This is a genomic window from Rhizobium sp. RSm-3 (assembly GCF_001854685.1).
Taxonomy (GTDB): Bacteria; Pseudomonadota; Alphaproteobacteria; order Rhizobiales; family Rhizobiaceae; genus Rhizobium; species Rhizobium ecuadorense.
In genome coordinates this window covers 108,504-129,540 of sequence record NZ_MAWZ01000058.1, presented here as the reverse complement: position 1 = coordinate 129,540, position 21,037 = coordinate 108,504, and the positions used below count along the sequence as shown (strand labels likewise).

The 21,037-nt window shown below is 62.1% G+C and carries 20 protein-coding genes; 7 read left to right on the top strand and 13 right to left on the bottom strand.

Annotation, left to right across the window (positions count from 1 at the left end):
* Positions 1-60: 60 nt before the first annotated feature.
* The 4 genes from BBJ66_RS29320 to BBJ66_RS29305 are packed head-to-tail and all read right to left on the bottom strand — an operon-like array spanning position 61 to position 3,096.
* Complete coding sequence (locus BBJ66_RS29320; protein ID WP_071092274.1) at positions 61-750, bottom strand: ABC transporter permease; 690 nt, start codon at positions 748-750, stop codon at positions 61-63.
* 12 nt (positions 751-762) lie between these two features.
* Positions 763-1,488, bottom strand: a complete 726-nt coding sequence (locus BBJ66_RS29315; RefSeq protein ID WP_071092271.1) for an ABC transporter permease — start codon at positions 1,486-1,488, stop codon at positions 763-765.
* A 9-nt stretch (positions 1,489-1,497) separates the two neighbouring features.
* Positions 1,498-2,271, bottom strand: a complete 774-nt coding sequence (locus BBJ66_RS29310) for a transporter substrate-binding domain-containing protein (RefSeq protein ID WP_071092268.1) — start codon at positions 2,269-2,271, stop codon at positions 1,498-1,500.
* A gap of 45 nt (positions 2,272-2,316) precedes the next feature.
* Positions 2,317-3,096 carry an ABC transporter ATP-binding protein gene (locus BBJ66_RS29305; protein ID WP_071092265.1) on the bottom strand — a complete coding sequence of 260 codons (780 nt, stop codon included), beginning with the start codon at positions 3,094-3,096 and terminating at the stop codon, positions 2,317-2,319.
* A 162-nt stretch (positions 3,097-3,258) separates the two neighbouring features.
* On the opposite strand from BBJ66_RS29305, the gene BBJ66_RS29300 reads away from it, so the two are divergent.
* The 5 genes from BBJ66_RS29300 (at position 3,259) to mctP (ending at position 7,773) form a co-directional block, all read left to right on the top strand.
* Positions 3,259-3,723, top strand: coding sequence for an Lrp/AsnC family transcriptional regulator (locus BBJ66_RS29300; protein WP_071092262.1), 465 nt, complete (start codon positions 3,259-3,261; stop codon positions 3,721-3,723).
* Positions 3,724-3,809: 86 nt separating this feature from the next.
* Complete coding sequence (locus BBJ66_RS29295; protein WP_071092259.1) at positions 3,810-5,195, top strand: cache domain-containing protein; 1,386 nt, start codon at positions 3,810-3,812, stop codon at positions 5,193-5,195.
* Positions 5,192-5,863, top strand: a complete 672-nt coding sequence (locus BBJ66_RS29290; protein ID WP_071092257.1) for a response regulator transcription factor — start codon at positions 5,192-5,194, stop codon at positions 5,861-5,863. The genes BBJ66_RS29295 and BBJ66_RS29290 overlap by 4 nt, the downstream gene beginning before the upstream one ends.
* 247 nt (positions 5,864-6,110) lie before the next feature.
* Positions 6,111-6,308 carry a DUF3311 domain-containing protein gene (locus BBJ66_RS29285; protein WP_003577760.1) on the top strand — a complete coding sequence of 66 codons (198 nt, stop codon included), beginning with the start codon at positions 6,111-6,113 and terminating at the stop codon, positions 6,306-6,308.
* Positions 6,298-7,773: a sodium:solute symporter family monocarboxylate transporter gene (gene mctP / locus BBJ66_RS29280; RefSeq protein WP_071092253.1), complete on the top strand. Its 1,476-nt coding sequence runs from the start codon at positions 6,298-6,300 to the stop codon at positions 7,771-7,773. Before BBJ66_RS29285 ends, mctP begins: the two co-directional genes overlap by 11 nt.
* Positions 7,774-7,849: 76 nt before the next feature.
* Here the strand turns inward: mctP and BBJ66_RS29275 are convergent, their stop codons facing one another.
* Entirely contained in the window at positions 7,850-9,814 is a 1,965-nt protein-coding gene (locus BBJ66_RS29275; RefSeq protein WP_071092250.1) for a HAMP domain-containing methyl-accepting chemotaxis protein, read from the bottom strand.
* Between the two features lie 499 nt (positions 9,815-10,313).
* Here BBJ66_RS29275 and BBJ66_RS29270 point away from each other — a divergent pair, with 499 nt between their 5' ends.
* A complete protein-coding gene (locus BBJ66_RS29270; RefSeq protein ID WP_071092247.1) occupies positions 10,314-11,990 on the top strand; it encodes a GGDEF domain-containing protein in 1,677 nt (558 codons plus the stop codon).
* Between the two features lie 31 nt (positions 11,991-12,021).
* Here BBJ66_RS29270 and BBJ66_RS29265 read toward each other — a convergent pair whose 3' ends face one another.
* The 8 genes from BBJ66_RS29265 to BBJ66_RS29230 all read right to left on the bottom strand — a co-directional run bounded on the left by BBJ66_RS29265 (position 12,022) and on the right by BBJ66_RS29230 (position 19,954).
* Positions 12,022-13,092 (bottom strand): LLM class flavin-dependent oxidoreductase, encoded by a 1,071-nt coding sequence (locus tag BBJ66_RS29265; RefSeq protein WP_071092245.1) that lies wholly within the window; start codon positions 13,090-13,092, stop codon positions 12,022-12,024.
* Positions 13,093-13,498: 406 nt separating this feature from the next.
* A complete protein-coding gene (locus BBJ66_RS29260) occupies positions 13,499-13,837 on the bottom strand; it encodes a hypothetical protein (RefSeq protein WP_071092242.1) in 339 nt (112 codons plus the stop codon).
* 95 nt (positions 13,838-13,932) lie between these two features.
* The gene (locus tag BBJ66_RS29255; RefSeq protein ID WP_071092239.1) at positions 13,933-15,030 is read right to left on the bottom strand and encodes an ABC transporter substrate-binding protein; all 1,098 of its coding nucleotides are present in this window, start codon (positions 15,028-15,030) and stop codon (positions 13,933-13,935) included.
* 50 nt (positions 15,031-15,080) lie between these two features.
* Positions 15,081-16,121 carry an ABC transporter permease gene (locus BBJ66_RS29250; RefSeq protein ID WP_071092236.1) on the bottom strand — a complete coding sequence of 347 codons (1,041 nt, stop codon included), beginning with the start codon at positions 16,119-16,121 and terminating at the stop codon, positions 15,081-15,083.
* An 18-nt stretch (positions 16,122-16,139) separates the two neighbouring features.
* The gene (locus BBJ66_RS29245) at positions 16,140-17,636 is read right to left on the bottom strand and encodes a sugar ABC transporter ATP-binding protein (RefSeq protein WP_071092233.1); all 1,497 of its coding nucleotides are present in this window, start codon (positions 17,634-17,636) and stop codon (positions 16,140-16,142) included.
* Between the two features lie 102 nt (positions 17,637-17,738).
* Positions 17,739-18,632, bottom strand: a complete 894-nt coding sequence (locus BBJ66_RS29240; protein ID WP_071092227.1) for an NAD(P)-dependent oxidoreductase — start codon at positions 18,630-18,632, stop codon at positions 17,739-17,741.
* The gene (locus tag BBJ66_RS29235) at positions 18,622-19,176 is read right to left on the bottom strand and encodes a gluconokinase (protein ID WP_071092224.1); all 555 of its coding nucleotides are present in this window, start codon (positions 19,174-19,176) and stop codon (positions 18,622-18,624) included. Before BBJ66_RS29235 ends, BBJ66_RS29240 begins: the two co-directional genes overlap by 11 nt.
* Before the next feature lie 13 nt (positions 19,177-19,189).
* Entirely contained in the window at positions 19,190-19,954 is a 765-nt protein-coding gene (locus BBJ66_RS29230) for an SDR family oxidoreductase (RefSeq protein ID WP_071092222.1), read from the bottom strand.
* Positions 19,955-20,089: 135 nt separating this feature from the next.
* Here BBJ66_RS29230 and BBJ66_RS29225 point away from each other — a divergent pair, with 135 nt between their 5' ends.
* Entirely contained in the window at positions 20,090-21,031 is a 942-nt protein-coding gene (locus tag BBJ66_RS29225) for a 2-hydroxyacid dehydrogenase (RefSeq protein WP_071092217.1), read from the top strand.
* Positions 21,032-21,037: the final 6 nt, after the last annotated feature.

The following is a 21,037-nucleotide window of genomic DNA, read 5'->3' as shown; positions in this document are numbered from 1 at the left end:
CAGGCTGTCGCGCCGTCACCGGCGGCGGGCTTTAAAAACAATGTGGGGAACGTCCTCCGCCTAGCGCCGGACCGGCACTTGCGCTTCGAGACCTCGAAAGACGCGGGCAATGACTGCGGTCAGGGCGAGATAGAAGAGAGTGACGACCAGCAGAGGTTCGTAGACCAGCAGCGTATCCTGACGGACCTTGTTGGCCACGGCGTAGAGATCCATCACCGTCACCGTGAAGGCGAGCGGCGTCGCTTTCAGCTGCATGACGATCTCGCCGGCAATCGTCGGCAGGGCGATGCGGATGGCGCGCGGCAGCCAGATGCGGCGGGTCAGCTTCCAGGGCGACAGGCCGAAGGCCCGCCCGGCTTCGAGCTCGCCCTTGGGCACGGCAAGCAGGGCGCCGCGCAAGACCTCGGCCTCATAGGCGGCGTAGTTCAGCGTAAAGCTGACGGCTGCGAAGAAGAAGCCTTCGCGCAGGATCGGCCAGAACAGGCTCTGGCGGATGCCGGGGATCATGGGCAGCAGCGAGCCGACGCCATAGTAGAGCAGCCAGAGCTGGATCAGCAGCGGCGTGCCGCGGAAGAAGGTGCAATAGCCGCGGGCCAGCAGCCGCGTCAGCCTGCCGCCGCTGACCTGCGCGAAAGCGAGTCCGATGGCGATGAGGAAACCGAACACGACTGAAATGATCAGCAGCGCCACCGTCTGCCAGGCGCCGGTCAGAAGCAGCGGCCAATAGGAGGAGATCCAGGTGAAATTCATGATCGCGGCTCCTCAGGCGAGACGCGGCTGTCCCCGCCGCACCCGTCCCTCGATCAGCTTGAAAGCGACGTTGGAAACGAGCGTGATGGCGAGGTAGAGAAGGGCGGAAGCGAGGAAAAACACGAAGTAGTGTTTGGTGCTTGCCCCGGCAAGCCGGGTGGCGAGCGCCAGTTCCTGGTAGCCGACGACCGCGACGAGCGCGCTGTCCTTGGTGACCGACATCCACAGATTGGCAAGCCCCGGCAGCGCGTTCGGCAAAAGTGCCGGCAACAGGACACGGCGAAACCGCAGCGCCGGCCCCATGCCGAAAGCCTTGGCCGCCTCGATCTGACCGGTGGGAATGGCGAGGATCGCGCCACGCAGCACCTCGGTCATATAGGCGCCCTGCACGAAGCCGAGAACCGCGACGGCGGCGACGAAGCCGTTCACATCGATCGGCGGCAGCTCCATTGCCGCAAGCAGCCGGTTGAGGCCGTCGGTGCCGGCATAATAAAGACCGACGATCAGGATCAGCTCGGGAACGGCCCGGATGAGCGTCGTATAGAGATCGAGCACCAAGCGCAGCGCGCGGTTGCCCGAAAGCTTTCCGAGCGCACCGCCGGTGCCGAGCAGCAGGCCGATGGCGAAAGCGCAAGCAGAGATGGCGACCGTGGAGACTGCACCTGTCAAGAGAACGCCGCCCCATCCCGGAGGATAGGGAGACAGCAGGTCCAGAATACCTTGTTGCGTGGTCGCCATCGGGATCGCTTACTTCGCGCCGTAGATGTCGAAGTCGAAGTATTTCTTGGTGATGGCGTCATACTGGCCGTTGCTGCGAACGGCAGCGATCGCCGCATTCAGCTTGGCCTTCAGCTCCGTGTCTTCCTTGCGCAACCCACCCGATACGCCGGCGCCGAGAATTTCCTTGTCGTCGGCGACATCTCCCATCTTGGCGCAGCAATCCTTGCCGCCATCGCTTTTCAGGAACGCGTCGAGCGCCAACGAATCGCCGAAGACGTAGTCGATACGGCCGGAGGCCAGATCCTGGAAAGCCTCGTCGAGCGTCTGGTAGGTCTTCTCCTCGGCAGCATCGGCAAAATACTTCTTGTAATATTCAGACTGGATCGTCGACACCTGGATGCCGATGGTCTTGCCCTTCACGTCGTCGGCCGTGGCGCCCGGCTTCTGGTCTTTGGGACCGATCAAGGTGCTCGGCGTGTTGTAATACTTATCGGTGAAATCGATCACCTTCGAGCGTTCGGCGGTGTTCGACATCGACGACCAAATCACGTCGAACTTCTTGCTCTGGAGAGCCGGAATGAGACCATCCCAGGAGATGTCGACGATCGAGCATTTCTCCTTCATCTCTGTGCAGACGGCGTTCATGAGGTCGATTTCCCATCCGTGCCACTCACCGGAGGCGTCCTTGGCGAAGAAGGGCGGATAGGATTCGTTCATGACGCCGAAGCGGACTTCGGCCTGCGCGGTGACGGCGGAAAGCGCAAGGGCCGCGCCGGCGAAAAACATGGGAAGCAGTTTCATTCGCAGGATTCTCCTGGTTCGTGTGTTATCGATGATGGATGCGCATCAGTGGGCGCTGAGACGGGTGAAGTCCCGGCAGCGGGCGCTGACGGGCGAGCCGAATATCTGCTCGGGCGGGCCTTCCTCCTCAATCCGTCCCTGATGCAGGAAGAGGACACGGCTCGAAACATCCCGGGCGAAGCGCATTTCATGGGTGACGATCAGCATGGTCCGGCCTTCTTCCGCGAGATCGCGGATGACCTTGAGGACTTCGCCGACCAGCTCCGGATCGAGCGCCGATGTCGGCTCGTCGAACAGCATGACGGCGGGATCGACGCAGAGCGCCCTCGCAATCGCCGCCCGCTGCTGCTGACCGCCGGAGAGGAAGGCGGGATAGACGTCACGCTTGTCGAACAGCCCGACCTTGTGGAGCAGGGCTTCCGCCTTTTCGATCGCCTCACGCCTCGACATGCCCATGACATGCACCGGCGCCTCGATGACGTTTTCCAGCACGGTACGATGGGCCCAGAGATTGAAACTCTGAAACACCATGCCGAGCCCCGTCCGCAGCCGTTCGATCTGCCGCCAGCTCTGCGGCTGCAGCCGCCCGCCGCGGCCGGCCTTCATCGCGACTTCCTCGCCGTTCACGGCAATACGGCCGCGATCCGGCGTTTCCAGGAAATTGATGCATCGGAGAAAAGTGCTCTTGCCGGAGCCCGACGAGCCGATGATAGAGATCACATCCGACTTGTGGGCCTCGGTCGAGATACCCTTGAGAACCTGTTGCGAGCCGAAGCTTTTATGAAGATCTTCGACGCGAAGAGCAGGAAAGGGTTGATCCGACATGCATGGGTCCGGCTGAACTGAATTTGGGAAGGATAATGATAAAATTACGCGGTTTTTTCGCGCAATTATCACCTCTTTTGCATATTTTGTGCAAAATAATCTTCCTCGCGCATCGAATGCGGCAGAAAGTCTGATGTGCCGCAGCTGAAATGGGACTGGACAATGGAACAGCTAGATCGTTTTGACCGTGACATCCTCGATATCGTTCAGCGCGACTGCCAGCTGAAGGCCGAAACCATTGCCGAACGGGTCGGCCTGTCGGTCTCGGCCGTGCAGCGGCGGTTGAAACGGCTGCGCGAGGAGGGGATCATCAAGGCCGAGGTCGCCGTCGTCGATCGCAAGGCGACGGGAACATCGATGGTGTTCATCGTCGGCATGGAGATCGAGCGGGACAATTACGACGCGCTAGCGAAATTCCGCATCTGGGCGGAGAAACAGGATCATATCCAGCAGGTCTATTACGTCACCGGCGCGGTCGATCTGATCGCGATCGTTACCGCCCGCGACGTCGAGCATTATGACGACATCGCCGCCCTGATCATGGCTGAGAACCCGCAGATCCGCCGCATGCACACGAATGTGGTGCTGCGCGACGTCAAGCTCGGCCTGTTCGTGCCCCCGGAATAGCGATCATCCGCTCTCACCGGCAACCGACTGGACTCATGTAGGACAAAGGGCATAATTCCGGACGCAATTCTCGGGAGGAACGATCCTTGACGTTACGACACCAGATCATCGCATTGGCGATCGTCCCGCTCATCATCTCGATCCTTGCGATCACCACCTTCATCACCTGGCAATCGGCAAACCTCGCCAAGAACAGCATCGACACGTTCGAGCAGAACATGCTGAAGACCAAGGAGGCCGAGATCCTCAATCTGACCAATCTTGCGCTGTCGGCTATCCAGACGATCTACGACAAGGCGGGCGCCGACGACGAGGCCGCCAAGCAGCAGGTGGCGGCGATCCTCACCTCGCTCGACTACGGCAAGGATGGATACTTCTTCGTCTACGATTACGACGGCAACAATATCGTCCATCCGCGCCAGAGTTTCCGGCATGGGCACAATTGGCTCGATCTCACCGATCCGGATGGCGACAAGGTCATCGCCGAACTGATCGCCACGGCAAGAGCGGGCGGCGGCCTGCATCAGTACAAATGGCAGAAACCGTCGACCGGGCAGATCGCCGACAAGCTTTCCTTTGTCGTCAGCCTCGACAAATGGCACTGGGTGGTGGGCACCGGCGTCTATCTGGATGACGTCTTTGCCCAGAGTGCCGCCGCCAACAAGGTGATGCGCGCCAACATCAGACGGACCTTCGTCATCGTCGCGCTGATTGCCGTGCCCGCGGTGCTCGTCGTGTTCACCACCTGCATGCTGCTGACCTTCCATGAGCGCCGCATGGCCGACGGCCGGCTGAAGGAGCTGACGCAGCGGGTCATCGACACCCAGGAAGAGGAGCGCACCCGGCTGGCGCGCGAACTGCATGACGGCATCTCCCAGACCCTTCTCGGCGTGCGTTATGCGATGGATCTTGCCGGCCGCAAGGTCAGGACCAATGTCGACGAGGCCGCGCTGACCATCGAGCGCAGCGTCGCGGCGCTGAACGGCGCCATCAAGGAAATACGGCTGCTCTCGCACGATCTGCGCCCCCGCGTGCTCGACGATCTCGGCCTGACGGCGGCGCTGGAGGCGCTCTGTCATCACTTTGCCGAACGGACAGGGATCGAGACGGACATCGACGCCTCGGGCTTCACCGGCATGCTCAAGGCGGAAGCCAGTACCGCCCTTTATCGCGTCGCCCAGGAGGCCTTCAACAATGTCGAGCGCCACGCGGGTGCCTCGAAGCTCTCGGTCAAGCTCTGGAGCGACGGCGGCCGTGCCCGCATGACCATTTCCGACAACGGCACCGGCTTCGACGGTGCGAGGGATGGCGCATCCGGCAGCTCGGGTCTCGGCCTGCGCAACATGCAGGAGCGGATGGCGCACTTCCGGGGCCTGCTGCTCATAGACAGCAGCGAGGCCGGCACGACGCTGACGGCGATGATGCCGAGATCGGCCAATCTGCCCACCGGCAAGCAGGCGGAAGCCGCATGACGGAACGCCCAAAAATCAGGGTGCTCCTGATCGACAACCATCCGCTGGTATTGGACGGGCTGAAAGCCGTGCTCGAAACCTTCGATCATATCGAGGTTGCCGGCACCGCGGGCTTGGCGCAGACCGGGCTCGACATCGCCCGGCAGATCCAGCCGCAGGTGGTGCTGATGGACATCAACATGCCGAAGCTCAGCGGCATCGATGCGATCGAACTGTTCCGGAGCGAGCTTCCGCAGACCCGCGTCGTGATGCTCTCCATGCATGACAGCCGCGAGTATATTTCCTCGTCGGTCATGCACGGCGCCGCCGGCTACGTCCTGAAAGACGTCTCGACGGACGAGATCGTCGCGGCCATCGAGACCGTCGCCGATGGCGGCACCTATTTTTCCTCCGGCGTCTTCGACGCGCTGATGGGCGACCGCGCGGAGGAGGGGAGCGGCCCCTTGACGCCGCGCGAGCGCGACACACTCGGGCTGATCGTTGCCGGCAGGAGCAACCGAGAGATCGCCGAAATGCTGGGGATAAGCGCCGCCACGGCCGAAACCCATCGCAAGAACCTCAAGAAAAAGCTTGGTATCGCCACCACCGCCGGGCTCATCCGCTATGCGCTCGACCACGGCATCGTCTCGAAAATCGAAGGAAATCCGCGCCTACCCACTTCTGGGTAGAGCCCGGTATTTCGGCTCCGCGCCCATCTTGTGAGGATAAAACCAACGCCCTAGGACTCCATTCGCGGCTGGCCAAGTGCCAAGCCGTTGGGAGGACTTCACATGCGTTACATCAGCTTCCGAACGTCCGGAAAAGCTCGAGCGACCCGAACCGGGCCTGCTGCCGCCGCCGGCTGACAGACTGCCTTCCACGCCGACAACTGGAACATGGCGACCGCCGCCCGCGGCGCCTGAAAGGTATTCCGACATGGAAAAACCACGTAGCAAGGCAGCGCTCTGGCTGCTGATCATCCCGTATATAGGTCTGCTCTGGCCATCATTTTACAATGTCCGCGAGCCGTCGCTTTTCGGCTTTCCCTTCTTCTACTGGTATCAGCTTCTCTGGGTGCCGATCACGGCGACATTGACCTGGATCGCTTATCGGAGCGTTCGCCATGACGACTGACATCAACGGCACGGCGCTTGCCGTCTTCATCTTCTTTTTCGTCCTCGTCACCGTCATGGGCTTCGTCGCCAGCCGCTGGCGCAAGCCCGAGACGCTCGCCCATATCGATGAATGGGGCCTCGGCGGCCGCAACTTCGGCACCTGGATCACCTGGTTCCTCGTCGGCGGCGATTTTTATACCGCCTATACCGTGATCGCCGTTCCGGCGCTGGTCTATACGGTCGGCGCCTACGGCTTCTTCGCGCTGCCGTATACGATCGTCGTCTATCCCTTCGTCTTCATGGTGATGCCGGTCCTGTGGAAGCGCGCCAAGGATTTCGGCTATGTGACGGCGGCCGACGTCGTGCATGGCCAATACGGATCGCGCGGTCTCGAACTCGCCGTCGCGGCCACGGGCGTCATCGCCACCATGCCTTACATCGCCCTCCAACTCGTCGGCATGACGGCGGTCTTGAAGGCGCTCGGGCTGCATGGCGAACTGCCGCTGGCAATCGCCTTCATCGTGCTGGCGCTCTACACCTATTCGGCGGGCCTGCGCGCTCCGGCGCTGATCGCCTTCGTCAAGGACATCATGATCTATATCGTGGTGATTGCGGCGGTCGCGCTGATCCCGTCGAAGCTCGGCGGTTATGCCAATGTCTTCGCCTCGGCCGATGCGGCCTTCCAGGCCAAGGGCTCCGGCAACCTGCTGCTCGGCGGCAATCAATATGTCGCCTATGCCACGCTCGCTTTCGGCTCGGCGCTTGCCGCCTTCATGTATCCGCATACGCTGACCGGCATCTTTGCCTCCAACAGCGGCAAGACGATCCGCAAGAATGCGATCATGCTGCCCGCCTATACGCTGCTGCTCGGACTTCTGGCGCTGCTCGGCTATATGGGCCATGCCGCCAACCTGAAACTCGACAGCGCCAATGACGTCGTTCCCACGCTGTTCAAGACGCTGTTTTCGGGCTGGTTCTCCGGCTTCGCCTTTGCGGCGATCGCGATCGGCGCGCTGGTGCCGGCGGCGGTGATGAGCATTGGCGCCGCCAATCTCTTCACCCGCAATTTCTGGAAAGCCTATGTCGATCCCAAGGTCAGCGATGCGGGCGAGGCCAAGGTCGCGAAGGTGACGTCGCTGGTGGTGAAGGTCGGGGCGCTTCTCGTCATCATCTTCCTGCCGACGCAGTTCGCGCTCGATCTGCAGCTGCTCGGCGGCATATGGATCCTGCAGACGCTCCCGGCCCTGGTCTTCGGTCTCTACACCGGCTGGTTCCGTGCACCCGCTCTGCTTGCCGGCTGGTTCGTCGGCTTCTGCGGCGGCACCTTCCTGGTCTGGGATGCCGGCTGGAAGCCGCTGCACCTGATCAGCCTCGGCGGCGAGCCCTTCACCGTCTACACCGGACTGTTGGCGCTTGCGGCAAACATCGGCGTTGCCGTCGTGGTCAACGCCCTTCTTCCGGCCAAGGCTCCGGTTCGGGCATAAGACAAAAAGCGAAGGGCAGCAAACGCTGCCCTTCGCCATTGCCGTCCGGAGGAAGCCGGAGAAAAATCAGTGCGATTTAGAACTCTTCCCAATCGCCGGCCAAGGCCGCATTGCCATTCGACTGGAACGACTTGCCCACTTTGGCAATCATCTGGCGGGCGGGCGAGGAAACCGGCTGAGCATGTTGTGCCGCGGCAGCGGGCTGCGATATGCGCCTGGGTGCTGCCACGCCGCCGCCGATGCTGAACTGACCCAGGAGCTGGAACAGTGCGTCGGCTTCCTTGGCGAGATTATGGGCGGCGGCGGTCGCTTCTTCCACCATCGCGGCGTTCTGCTGCGTGCCCTGATCCATCCTGTTGACGGCGGTGTTGATCTCCTTCAGCCCGGTTGCCTGCTCTTGCGAAGCGCCGACGATAGCGCCGACATTGCCGTCGACCTGTTGCACCTGTGCGACAATCTCTTCCAAGGCTTTTCCGGTCTCGCCAACCAAGGCGACGCCGTTTTTCACGTGGCCGTTCGAAGCGTTGATCAGCTCCTTGATTTCCTTCGCCGCCTTGGCGGAACGTTGCGCCAATTCGCGCACCTCCTGGGCAACGACCGCAAAACCCTTGCCTGCTTCACCGGCTCGGGCGGCTTCGACACCGGCATTCAGCGCCAGCAGGTTGGTCTGGAAGGCGATCTCATCGATGACGCCGATGATGCTGCCGATTTCGGTGGCGGAGGATTCGATCTTGCCCATGGCGTCGACCGCGCCTCGGACGACGCTCCCCGAACGTTCCGCGCTGTCCTTCGTCTTGCGAACGAGCTGTCCTGCTTCCTGTGCCTTGTTGCTCGAGTCGGCGACGGTGGTGGTGATTTCCTCGAGCGCCGCGGCGGTTTCCTCAACGGATGCGGCCTGCTGTTCGGTGCGCTTGGCGAGATCGTCCGAGGAAGATCGGATCTCCTGTGCGCCGGCGGCGATGGCGCTGGCGTTCTGGGCAACTTTCTGCATGGCGCCCCGCAGCTTTTCGACCGCGGTATTGAAGTCGGCTCTGAGCTTTTCCAGAGACGGGATGAACGGCGTGTCGATCTGCTGTGTGAGGTCGCCGTCGGCCAATGCCTGCAGTGCAGTGCCGAGCTGACCGACAGCCCGGTCGGTCTGTTCGGCAAGAGTGCGGCGTTCATCGGCATCCTGTTCGAGCCGATGCCGTTCCGCCACAGCCCGCTTGGCTTCCGTGTCGGCTTCTCGCTCGGCCTTTGCCGAAATGGCATCGCGCAGGCCGGCCACGGCCCGCGCAAGCTTGCCGATCTCATCGCCCCGCGCTTCGAGGCGACGATCGCCGTCGAGATTGCCTTCGGCCATCGCCTTCAGCGACAGCTGCAGTTTTGCCAGCGGGCCGACGATCGTGCGCGATGTAATGGCAGCGGCAACGATCGAAAGAAGAGCCGCGATGCCGAGCGCCGTCAGGACGATCGGTTTGAAGCCGCTTGCCGTACTGCGAACCTCGCCGCCAATCGATTTGTTCAGTGCTTCCTGATAGTCGATGAATTTGTTGATGGCGCCGAGCCAGGCAACGAAGGCCGGCCGCGCCTGTTCGAGCAGGATTTTGCGGGCCGCGTCGCCATCGCCCTTCTCCTGCAGCGCAATGATCTGGGCGACCAGGGGATTGGTTTTCGCCTGTATGTCGGCGATCTCGCTCAGAATGGTCTTTTCCTGGTCCGTCGCACCCGCCGGCGATGCAACCATCTCGGCCATGCGTTTTTCGTTCTCGGCGTAGGAGGCGGCCAGCTTTTCGATCAATGCCTCGGCCGCCTTGCGTTCATCGGCGGAGGTCACCAGGGTCACGTCGCGAATGGCGATCGCCCGATCATGCACGCTGCCGCGGTAGTTGATGGCAAATCGCTGCTTGACGCTGTTGACGTCGTTGATCGTCCCGAGATTGTTGTTGATCTCCGCGACCTGCACGGCCGAGTAGATGCTCAGGCCGGCCATCAGCAGGATCAGAAAGCTGAAACCAAGGGCGAGACGCATCGCGATCCCGAAACTCTTAATACTGTTCATTCGCGCTCTCCATCGTGTCGGCGAGGTTTAAAGGTGTCTGTGACCAGGATCTTTCCCGAATGCCTCCGCCCGCCGCCACTGCGCGCGTCGCGTCTAAAGCGAGACGGCGTCAAGGTAACAACGTCGATTTCATGCGGGATTTCGGGATACCTGGCCGGCCATCATGGCGTAGGTGACGATCCTCAGAACGTCGCTCCGATATGCTTAAAAATAGGAGGAGATATTTTAGAGAGTGTAAACGAAGCCGGTGAGGCGTCATTATGCTGCGCTTTTTGTATAATTTGACGCATTTTACGTCACAAATGGCCCGAAGTCTGCGCCGGAAAGAGTACATCAAGTTGCCGATTTGAATTGACACACATCTCCTGTTGCAAAACGGACCATTTGAATCCGCTTGCCCGCATCGATGTTCAGCGATGAAGTTCGCCGTTAAGCGCAACTCTTTGAGAATTGTTAGAAGTTCTCGCAGACTATGCGGTGCGGAAAGAATGGGGCAGAGGTGGCACGACGGGCGTCTTCCAAGTCAAGGCACGATCAGAACCTGGCAGCGAGCTGGCAGGAACTGCTCGACAGTGCCGTGCGCCTGGACTGGGAATGCCGCACCGCCGAAGCGCTCGAGATGGCGGAAACCGCCTATGAGGCAGCACTCGAAGCGGGTGATATTGCCGGAGCCCTGCGTGTTTCACATCGACTGGCGCTCATCCATTTCAACAAGGAGAACCTGGCGGAAGGCTTGAAGATCTGCCTGCGCGCTGAAACTTGGCTCCGATATTGCCAGGATCAGGCGGCCATCATTTCCCTGCAGTCGATCCATGGTGGCCTTCTGGTCGCGCTTGGCGACCTGGAAACCGGCTTCGGCCTGCTGATCGATTGCCAGAAGCGCACCAAGTCCTGCATGGATCCCCTGGCCAACTGGCGGGCGCGCACGGCCTATGCCGTGGCGTTGTTCGATTCGAAGGATTTCGATCGCGCGGCGGAGGCCGCGGCCGAAAGTCTGGACTATGCGGAGACAAGCAGTCTGGCAAAAGGCTCCGTGCTGATCGCTCGCTCGATCGCCAGCCGTATGGCGGCGCGCGCGCTCGGCGAGCATCGCCTGGCAGCACGGGACATCGACACCACCCTGCTTGATCGCACGGAAGAACAGCTGCGGTCTATTCTGACCGAGGCTCAGGCGGAAAACCTGCCTTATGAGATCGCCGAGTGCCATTGCTATCTCGGACTTCTCGCCTGGACGCGCTGCGAAGACGCCGCGGCCGCCGCCCATTATATCGCCGCCATCGCCGCCTGCCGCATCGCAGAGGACGACGTGCTGATGGCGGAAACCTCCTATTGGTACGCCTATCTTCTGGCAGGGCAGGGCGTTTTCGACGAAGCCGTGTTGCTGCTTGCAGCCATCGAGGCAACGGAAGCCGCCCTGGCTACCCCACGCATGAAACTGCGCCATTTCGACATGCGATACCGGATTGCCGAAATGGCCGGCGACTGGCGGGCAGCCTTCGACCATCACAGGGTCTATCACGAACTGGTGGTCGAGGATTACCGGCGGCTTGCCTCGGCACGCGCCTATACGATGAAGCTGGCACTCGATCTGGAGACGATGCGCCGCAAGGAAGACAGCGCCCGTCTGGAGCGCGAGCGCCTGCTGGAAGAAAATCTGCGGCTTGCCGCCGAACAGCGCGAGGCGGTGCTGGCCTCGCGCACCGATCCGCTGACCGGTCTCGGCAATCGCCGCGAATTGCAGCTCAAATGCCGGGAGTGGGCCCAATCCAGCGTCACCCATGCAGCGCTGATGCTGGTCGACATCGACCATTTCAAACGCATCAACGATGTCTTTTCCCATTCGATCGGCGATATCGTCCTCTCCCGCCTTGCCGCCTTGCTGGGCGATGCCGGAGCGAAAGGCGGCTTGGCGATCCGCATGGGCGGCGAGGAATTCCTGCTTCTGCTTCCCGATACGCGGGCCGTGGACGCCTTTGCCGCTGCCGAGCGGCTACGCCTGCGGGTGCAGGACCACGAATGGTCTGAGGTCGATCCGAAGCTCGACGTCACCTGTTCCATCGGCCTGGCGGATTGGTCTCTGGCCGACAATATCGAGATCGCGCTGCAGGCGGCCGACGCCAACCTCTACACCGCCAAGAATGCCGGCCGCAACCGATGCGTGGCGCCGGCGAGCTGACGCTTCTGCACATCCGTCGCCGCCCCCGGCTTCAGCCACGCAGCAGCGGCAGCAGCTGATCGCCCTGCCGCTTGATCTCCGAGAGATAGGGCGTGTCGGACAGCACGAATTGCGTGATCCCCAGATCCTGATATTTGCGCAGTGATCGGGCGACATCCGCCGCCGAGCCGACCAGCCAGGTGGTGCCGGCACCGCCGCCGCCGAACTTGCCCGGCGCGGTATAGAGATTGTCGTCGAGGACGTCGCCGCGCTCGTGCAAAGAGAGCAGCCGTTGCTGACCGACAGCGAGCACGCGCTGGTGATCGTGCCAGCCGGCGCCGTTGCTCCTCGCCATCTCGGCGACCTTCGCCTCGGCATCGGCCCAGGCCTCATCCGTCGTGTCGCGGACCAGCGTCGTGATCCGCAGCCCGAATTCCAGTGGGGGAAGGTCGCGGTCGAGGTCCCGGCTCAAGCCCTTGAGCCGGTCGATCCGTTCCCGGACGCCGTCGAGCGGCTCACCCCAGAAAAGCTGGACATCGGCCTCGGCGGCCGCCACCCGCTCGGCCGCCTCCGAGGCTCCGCCGAAATAAAATGTGGGGTGACGGCGGTCGCCGCGGGCCGCGATGCGCGGCACCACGGTGGAGCCGGCGACCCGGAAATGATCGCCTCCCGCCGTGACATTTTCCTCCGTCCACAACCGGCGAACCAGCCGCATAAATTCCTTGGTCCTGGCATAGCGATGCGCCTGGTCGCCTTCGCTGTCGCCATAGGCGGCGAGATTGTCCTTGCCCGAGACGATGTTGATCCGCACCCGGCCGCCGGTCAGGTGATCCAGCGTCGCCGCCGCGGAAGCGAAGTTCGCCGGCCGCCAATAGCCCGGCCGGATCGCAATCAGCGGCTCGAAGCTGGTGGTGCGCGCAGCAAGCGAGGCCGCGACGGTGAACGTGTCGGGCCGGCCCCAGCCGGTGCCGATCAGCGCGCCCTTCCAACCATGCTCCTCCAGCGCCCGCGCATGGCTGGTCAGCGTATCCAGGCTGTTGTGGTTGTCGACAGCGGAATCGCCGCGATGACCGGCTCTGACGTCGTTCGGAATATACCAGAGAAATTCGGAATGCTTGCTCATGCGATGCCGCGGTTCTGCCTGGCTAGAAAGGATATCAAAGGAAATCCTGCTGGGAGATCACGGAAGGACGCCTGCACCTTCTGTCCCGGGCTGCAGCCGGATTGTGAACCGCGCCGAAGCCAGGTGGGCTGAAGGACGCGATGTTGAATCTCTTTGCCAATGTCATCGTCAATCTTCCCGGACTGCTTGTTGCGAGAATGATGCACGGGAGAATGAAGTATAGAGCACCAATTATATAGATTATTTAGTTTAATAATGACGCAGCGGATAAAAAATTGTCCCAAAGCGCCTACGGTCGGAACTGTGGGGCCACGGGATTACCGATGCTTAGATATAAAAAAGCGCCCGAGACATTTGTCCCAGGCACTGTGTGATGTGGCAGGTCGGTCGCTACGGTCGCCGGATATCAGGCAATGGCCGGCGGGTATTCGTTGGCCTGGAAGACGTGATGATGCACCTTGCCGGTGAAGAGCCGCAACAGTTCGCCGGTGACCTCGCGGCTCTCGAAGCGCACATCGGAGCGAAGCGCTGCGTTGACCGCATCCATATCGGGATAACGTATGGCGAGAGCCATGGCGTAGACCGGAGCGCCTTCGTCGCGGTCCATTCCATCAAGCACCCGAACTTCCTCGGCGCCCGGAAATTTTGTCCAGAGAGGGACGAGCCGCTGCCTGACAAAGGCGCGGAATTCCTCTTCTCGGCCGGGATGGATTTCGCCTTCAAACAAAGCATAACGAATAATCATGGGTTCTCTTTTCCAAAACTCGCCGGAGCTGGATCGATATTGGCGTGGTGTCAGCGGGGATAAGGGCGTATCCGTCGATACGCCCTTGGGAAGGCTTATTTGCCCCAGATTTTCTTGTATTGATCGCGATAGCCGTTGTCGGGATCGAAGCTGTTCTTCGGCCCGCCGTCGAACTCGACGTTCGCGCTGGTCACCACGTGCAGCGGCGACACATAGCCAGACCACGGGGCGCCGGCGAAAGCGCGGTTCAGCTCGTCGACGAGCTGCCAGCCCTGAAGGTTGAGCGGTTCGGCGACGGTGACGGCCTGGAACTGCTTGGCGCGGATACGCTGATAGGCGCTCTCCGAACCGTCGCCGGCTGCGACGTTCACCGGCTTTCCGTCGCCGGCAATGCCAGCCGAGGCGAGCGACGGGCCCATGAAATCGTAATAGAGGTCGTTGATCGCCAGCGAATGCGTCCACTTGGCGCCGTACTTTTGCAACAGCGAGGTGGTCAGCTGCGGCATGCGCTGAGAGGTTTCGGCGATCGGCGTGTCGACATATTCGAGCACGGTGCCGCCGAGATCCTCGATCTCCTTCTTCATGCGGTCGGCCTTGGCAATGGCGATCGCATAGGTCGAGTCGGTGAAGATGATGACTCCAGGCTTGCCGCCGGCATCGGCGAAGGCCCAATCCGCCGCAGACTTCGAGACTTCCATCGCATCGGTGGTCACGTTAGCGAAAACGCCGACGTCCGGAACCGGGCCAACGGCCGAGGCGGCGTGCCACGACACCATCGGAATGCCGGCCGCCTTGGCCGCTTCCATCGCCGGCTTCTGCTCGACGGCGTCGAAGCCGTTGATGATGATGCCATCGGGCTTCAATGCCATGGCCTGGCCGAAGGCCGCCGTCCGTCCGCCGATCGAACCGGCGCCGTCAAGCGCCTTGACCGTCCAGCCCAAAGCGCCTGCCGCTTCCTGAACGCCGTTGACGACGCCGAGAATGCCGCCGTTCTTCATATCGGCGGCGAGAATGACAATGTTCTTGCCGCTCGCGCCCTTGGGGCCGCTCGTCGGACCATCCCAGGCGCTCACCTTGGACGCGTATTTGTCGACCACGGCCTTGGCGTCAGCCATCGAATCGGCCATCGCCGGCACGCTGAGCATAACGGCGACGGTTGCGACCGTTGCCTGCAATAAAGTCCTGCGTTTCATGTTCACTCCTCCATTTTGTTTGTTATGAAATGCCGGGTGAGCCGGCATCCTCATTTGGATGCGGGTGTGATCCTCCTCACAGCTCCGCGCTTGCGCTGGGCGTAACCTGCAATGCCGATGGCAATCAGCAGGGTCACACCGTTGAACAGCGGTTCGACGAAGAACGACCCGCCGAATTGCTGAATTCCTGATATGCCGACCGCCAAGATGATGACGCCGATCAGCGTGCCCCAGACGTTCACCCGCCCCGGCTTGATCGTCGTCGATCCCAAGAATGCACCGACAAGCGCCGGCAGCAGATATTCGAGGCCGACGCTCGCCTGGCCGATGCGCAGCTTCGAGGCGAGCAGGACCCCGGTCAGAGCCGCCAGCAGGCCTGAGGTGACGAAGGCGCCGATCACGAATTTGCGGACAGGAATGCCGTTGAGGGCTGCCGCCTTGGGATTGGCGCCGATGGCATAGAGATAGCGGCCGATCGGCAGGTATTCGAGCACGATCCACATGCAGATTGCGATCAGCAACACGTAGAAGCCGGTGATCGGCAGGCCGAACAGCATGGTGCCGTTCAGCGCATAGAAGCCCTCAGGCAGGACACCGACCACCTGCCGGCCGCCGGTGTGCCAAAGGGCAAGCGCGTAGAGAACGGTTCCCGTGCCGAGCGTGGCGATAAAACTGTCGATCTTGGCGACCTCGACCAGCAGGCCGTTGATGAAGCCGGTGAGGACGCCGAGCGCGAGGACGATGATCACAGCCACCGGCCAGGGCAGGCCGTAAGCCGTCTGCAGGCTGATGGCGAGAATGTGCCAGAGCACGATGCCATAGCCGACAGTCAGGTCGATGCGGCCCGATGCCATCGGGATCATCGCGGCGAGCGACAGAAGCGCGATGATCGCCTTGTCCGAGACGATCGAACGGACGTTCAGCACGGTCGGGAACGTATCCGGCAGAAGGATCGAGAAGATCACGATCAGACCGAGAGTGAGGATCACCAGCCCGTAAACCGGGATGAGACGGCCGATCTTCTGGCCTGTGGACAGGCCGGCCATTTCGCTCTTGGTCGGCTCCAGCGCGGTGGATTCAATGGATTGCATGGCTGTTCTCCCGATGGCTCAAGCCGCTTCCGACGCCGAGGCGGCCGTGATGACCGCCTCCGTGGTCAGAGCGCTTCCACTCAGTTCGCTGACGATTTTTCCGCGCGAGAAAACCAGCGCGCGGTGGCAGATATGGGCGATTTCCTCGAAATCCGTCGAGACCACGACGACCGCGAGACCGGCTTCCAGCGCCTGGGTGATCAGGCGGTAGATTTCGGCGCGCGCGCCGATGTCGACGCCGGCGGTCGGGTCTTCCGCGACCAGCAGCTTTCGCCCGGTCGCCAGCCAGCGGCCGACGACCACCTTCTGCTGGTTGCCGCCCGACAGCGCCTCCACCGGCAGATCCGGATCGTTCGGCCTGAGGCCGACGGAATGGCCGATCGCATGGGCAAGATCGGCTTCGCCGCGCGGCGACAGGAAGGAGAAAATCCCGCGGCCGACGGCGCCCGGATTGAGATAGGTATTTTCGCGAATGGACAGCGACAGCGCGACGGATTCCTCCGTCCGGTCACGGGCAATCAGACCGATGCCCGACGCCATGGCCTGCCGCGGGCTGGAAAGATCCGGCGCCTGGCCATGCAGCAGAACCGAGCCGTTGAAGGGCTCGCAGCCGAACAGCGCCCGGCCGATCCGTTCTTGGCCGGCGCCGCGCAACCCAACCAGCCCGAGCAGCTCGCCCTCGCGGATATCGAAGGAGATCGGGCTGGTGCCGGCACAGACGAGGTCGCGAACCTCGACGATCGCCTTGCCGGGCTTGATCTCGGCCTTGGAAAAGAGACTGTCACTGCTGCGGCCGATGATCATCGTCACCAGTTCGTCGGGGGTGGTCTCGCTGACCGGCTTCTGCCCGACCATGCATCCGTCACGCAGCACGGCGACGCGATCGGCGATGCGGAAAATCTCGTCGAGCCGGTGGGAGACATAGATCATGCCGACGCCGCGCTCCTTCAGGGGACGGATCGCATTGAACAGCCGATCGACTTCGTCGGCGGGCAGGCTCGCCGTCGGCTCGTCGAGCACCAGAACATCGGCTTCGACGGCAAGCGCGCGGGCGATGGCGACAAGCGATTTTTCGGTGCGCGACAGGGCCGAGACCCGCGTCGTCGGGTCGAAGTCGCAGCCGACGAGCTTCAGCGCTTCCTTGGCCCGCGCCTGCGTCCTGTTCCAATCGATGAGACCGCTTCGCATCGAGAAGCCTTGCGACAGACCCATATTCTCGCCGACCGTCATCCACTCGATCAGACCGAGATCCTGATGGATGAAGGCGACCGGCTGCCGCTCGTTCGGTTTCGGCGGGCGATGATGGTAGCTGTGGCCGCGGAAAAGGATGTCGCCGTGATCCGGCTTGTAGATGCCGGCAAGCGTCTTGATCAGCGTCGATTTGCCGGCGCCGTTTTCGCCCAGCAGCGCCAGGATTTCGCCCTCGCGCAGATCGATCGATACGTCACGCAGCGCCTGCGTACCGCCGAAGCTTTTGGTGATCGATTGGAACTCCAGCAGTCTCTTGGCTTCCACTGTGGCTCCTCCCAAAGCTGCAGCTCTTATAAAAGTATGTTATCGATAACATTCATCGATAGTCAAGCGGAAAATGACGATCCCCAACCCCGCGAAATGACATCAGCCGGGACGAAATCCGTCGAGAAGACGCATCATCTCGACAGAGTCCTTCGGCCCAAGGCCGGCGACGCACAACAGGCGGTGAATCTCCACCACCGCACCCGTCATCGGCAGCGGCGTCTTGGTCTTCAGCGCAAAGGCCTGGAGCGAATCCAGGTCCTTCAGCATATTGTCGATCCGCCCTGTCGGCGAGAAATCCCGGGCGGCGAATTTCGCCATGAATTCCTGCAATATCCGGCTATCCGCCCGCCCGCCGGCAAGCGCTGCCGGAATGGCTGCGGGATCGACGCCGCCGGCTTCGGCGAGCTTGACGGCTTCCGCCACCGCCTGGAACAGCACGGCGCAGAACAACTGATTGATCAGCTTGGTGGTCTGCCCAGCGCCGGAGGCGCCCATCAGCGTATAATTGGCGGCAAGATGCCGCATCACCAACCGCGCGCGCTCGAAATCCTCAGCGCGGCCGCCCGCCATGATCGTCAATTTGCCGCCGAGCGCGCCGGGCACGCCGCCGGACAGCGGGCAATCCACCCATGCCATGCCCGTTTCCGCACGCAGCCGCTTCGCCATGTCGGCCGTCTCGGCGGGATCGATGGAGGACATGTCGATCAGCAGCTTGTCGGCGCTGGCCGCCGCCGCAACGCCCTTCTCGCCGAAGATGACGGCGCGCACGATGCTGGCGTGATTGAGGCTGAGCACGCAGAATTCCGACGCCGCGACCGCATCCTGCACGGAACTCGCCGCATCCGCGCCCTTGGCCGCCAATGCCGCGACCTTCTCGGCATCGAGATCGAAGACCGATACTTTGTGGCCGGTTTCGATCAGTCGCGTGACGATCGCCGTTCCCATGATGCCGGCGCCGATGACGGCGACATCTGCTCTATTATCATCCTGCATGAAACCCTCCCTTGACGGCCGCGCTTCTCAGCCCCTCACAAGCCAGCGCCACCATATCATCCAAAGCCATATCGATCGCCACCGTGACCACCCCAGCTTCACCGGTCGGCGGCTCCAGCGTCTGCAACTGGCTGTCGAGCAGCGACGCCGGCATGAAGTGGCCCTGACGGGCCTGCATCCGCGACAGCAGCAGATCGCGCGTCCCCTCCAGGAAAACGAAGGCCAGGCGCCCGCCTGCCGCCTGTCTCAACCTCTCCCGATAACTGCGCTTCAGCGCCGAGCACGAAATCACCAATCCCTGCGATGCGTCTTGCGCGGTCTTTATTTCCGCGCCGATCCGGTCGAGCCAGGGTAGCCGGTCGTCGTCGGTGAGCGGTATGCCCTTCGCCATCTTCTCGACATTGCGAGCCGGGTGAAGCTGGTCGCCCTCCAGGAACCGCATGCCGTTTCGAGCGGCGATGCCCTCGCCGACCGAGGATTTGCCGCAGCCGCTGACGCCCATGACGACGACGGCCGGAGGCGGTGTTTCTTTCTTGAGCTCCATCGTCGCGTCCCTGTCAGAGGCAGGTGGTGATGCCGCCGTCGACGTAAAGCGTGTGGCCGTTGATGAAGGACGAGCCACGGCCGGAGAGGAAGACGGCGGCGCCGACCAGTTCCTCGACGTTACCCCAGCGTCCGGCCGGCGTCCGCTTCTCCAGCCAGGACGAGAATTCCGGATTGTCGACAAGCGCCTGGTTGAGCGGCGTCTTGAAATAGCCGGGCGCGATCGCGTTGATCTGCAGTCCATGCTTGGCCCAGTCGGCGCACATGCCGCGCGTCAGATTGCGCACCGCGCCCTTAGTCGCGGTATAGGGGGCGATGCCCGGGCGCGCCAGTTCGCTCTGCACGGAAGCGATGTTGATGATCTTGCCCTGGCCGCGGGCGATCATGGCTTTGGCGGCCGCCTGACCGACGTAAAATACGCTCGAAATATTGGTGGTCAGCAGCAGCTCCCATTTGTCCGCCGGAAAGTCTTCCAGCGGCGTGCGAAACTGCATGCCGGCATTGTTGATCAGGATGTCGAGCGGCCCGATATCGGCCTCGATCGCATCGATGCCCGCTTTGGCGGCGTCCTTGCTGGTCACGTCGAAGATGGCGGCATGGGCAGACAGTCCCTGGACCTTGAGGCTTTCGACGGCGCGTTTGACGCTTTCGGGCGTGCGGCCGTTGATGACCACCTCGGCGCCATGCTGCGCCAGGCCCTCGGCCAGCGCATAACCGATCCCCTGGCTCGAGCCGGTGATCAGGGCCAACTGCCCGGTCAGATCAAACAGGTTCTTCATGCAAATAAGTCCTCCGGTGTCGCTGCGAATGACGGCTTATACCGCCACTTCAGGTGAAACTCACTTGACATCGCTTTTCCGAATTATATGTTATCGATAACATAATCAACTGTCAAAATGCGGGACGGAGACGGAATGCCTGAGGTAGAGATCTTGATGGCCGGAGCCTATCCGGAATGGGATATGGTCGATCTGGAGGCGAAGTATCGCGTTCACCGCCTGTGGGAAGCGGCCGATAAGCCGGAACTGATCGCAAGGGTCGGCAAGGATATTCGCGCCATTGCGACACGTGGCGAACTCGGCGCTTCCGCCGAGCTGATGAAGCAATTGCCGAAGCTGGAGATCGTCTCCTGTTATGGCGTCGGCACCGATGCCATCGACCTCTCCTATGCCCGCGCCAACGGCATTCGCGTCACCAATACACCTGATGTGCTGACCGAGGATGTCGCCGATATCGCCATCGGACTGCTGCTTGCCACGGCGCGGCAGATTCCGCAGGCCGATGTTTTCGTCCGCACCGGCCAGTGGGGCAATGTCGCCATGCCGCTGGTGACCCGCGTCGCCGGCAAGAAGGTGGGGCTTGCCGGCATGGGCCGGATCGGCAAGGCGATCGCCAGGCGTGCCGCCGCTTTCGGCTGCGACATCTCCTACTTCGCCCGCAATGAGCACACGGATGTTGCCTATGCCTATCAGCCGGACCTGGTCGCACTTGCCGATTGGTCCGATTTTCTGATCGTCATCGTTCCGGGTGGGCAGGCGACCATGAAGATCATCAACGCCGAGGTGCTGAAAGCGCTCGGCCCCAACGGCATGTTGATCAATGTTTCGCGCGGGACGACCGTCGACGAAGAGGCGTTGATCGCAGCCCTTCAAAACGGCACCATCCAGGCCGCCGGCCTCGACGTCTTCCTGAACGAACCCAAGATCGATGCGCGTTTCCTGACGCTTCAAAACGTCGTGTTGCAGCCCCATCACGGCTCCGGTACCGTCGAGACCCGCAAGGCCATGGGCCAGCTGGTCAGAGACAATCTCGCTGCGCATTTTGCCGGCAGCGTGCTTCCAACTCCCGTCGTGTGAGGGTTT

Coding starts and splice junctions, on each gene's coding strand:
- BBJ66_RS29260 (WP_071092242.1), bottom strand. CDS start 13,837: ATGATTATTCGTTATGCTTTGTTTGAAGGCGAAATCCATCCCGGCCGA.
- BBJ66_RS29300 (WP_071092262.1), top strand. CDS start 3,259: ATGGAACAGCTAGATCGTTTTGACCGTGACATCCTCGATATCGTTCAG.
- BBJ66_RS29315 (WP_071092271.1), bottom strand. CDS start 1,488: ATGGCGACCACGCAACAAGGTATTCTGGACCTGCTGTCTCCCTATCCT.
- BBJ66_RS29320 (WP_071092274.1), bottom strand. CDS start 750: ATGAATTTCACCTGGATCTCCTCCTATTGGCCGCTGCTTCTGACCGGC.
- BBJ66_RS29250 (WP_071092236.1), bottom strand. CDS start 16,121: ATGCAATCCATTGAATCCACCGCGCTGGAGCCGACCAAGAGCGAAATG.
- BBJ66_RS29265 (WP_071092245.1), bottom strand. CDS start 13,092: ATGAGCAAGCATTCCGAATTTCTCTGGTATATTCCGAACGACGTCAGA.
- BBJ66_RS29230 (WP_071092222.1), bottom strand. CDS start 19,954: ATGAAGAACCTGTTTGATCTGACCGGGCAGTTGGCCCTGATCACCGGC.
- BBJ66_RS29235 (WP_071092224.1), bottom strand. CDS start 19,176: ATGGAGCTCAAGAAAGAAACACCGCCTCCGGCCGTCGTCGTCATGGGC.
- mctP (WP_071092253.1), top strand. CDS start 6,298: ATGACGACTGACATCAACGGCACGGCGCTTGCCGTCTTCATCTTCTTT.
- BBJ66_RS29240 (WP_071092227.1), bottom strand. CDS start 18,632: ATGCAGGATGATAATAGAGCAGATGTCGCCGTCATCGGCGCCGGCATC.
- BBJ66_RS29255 (WP_071092239.1), bottom strand. CDS start 15,030: ATGAAACGCAGGACTTTATTGCAGGCAACGGTCGCAACCGTCGCCGTT.
- BBJ66_RS29225 (WP_071092217.1), top strand. CDS start 20,090: ATGCCTGAGGTAGAGATCTTGATGGCCGGAGCCTATCCGGAATGGGAT.
- BBJ66_RS29285 (WP_003577760.1), top strand. CDS start 6,111: ATGGAAAAACCACGTAGCAAGGCAGCGCTCTGGCTGCTGATCATCCCG.
- BBJ66_RS29290 (WP_071092257.1), top strand. CDS start 5,192: ATGACGGAACGCCCAAAAATCAGGGTGCTCCTGATCGACAACCATCCG.
- BBJ66_RS29310 (WP_071092268.1), bottom strand. CDS start 2,271: ATGAAACTGCTTCCCATGTTTTTCGCCGGCGCGGCCCTTGCGCTTTCC.
- BBJ66_RS29275 (WP_071092250.1), bottom strand. CDS start 9,814: ATGAACAGTATTAAGAGTTTCGGGATCGCGATGCGTCTCGCCCTTGGT.
- BBJ66_RS29305 (WP_071092265.1), bottom strand. CDS start 3,096: ATGTCGGATCAACCCTTTCCTGCTCTTCGCGTCGAAGATCTTCATAAA.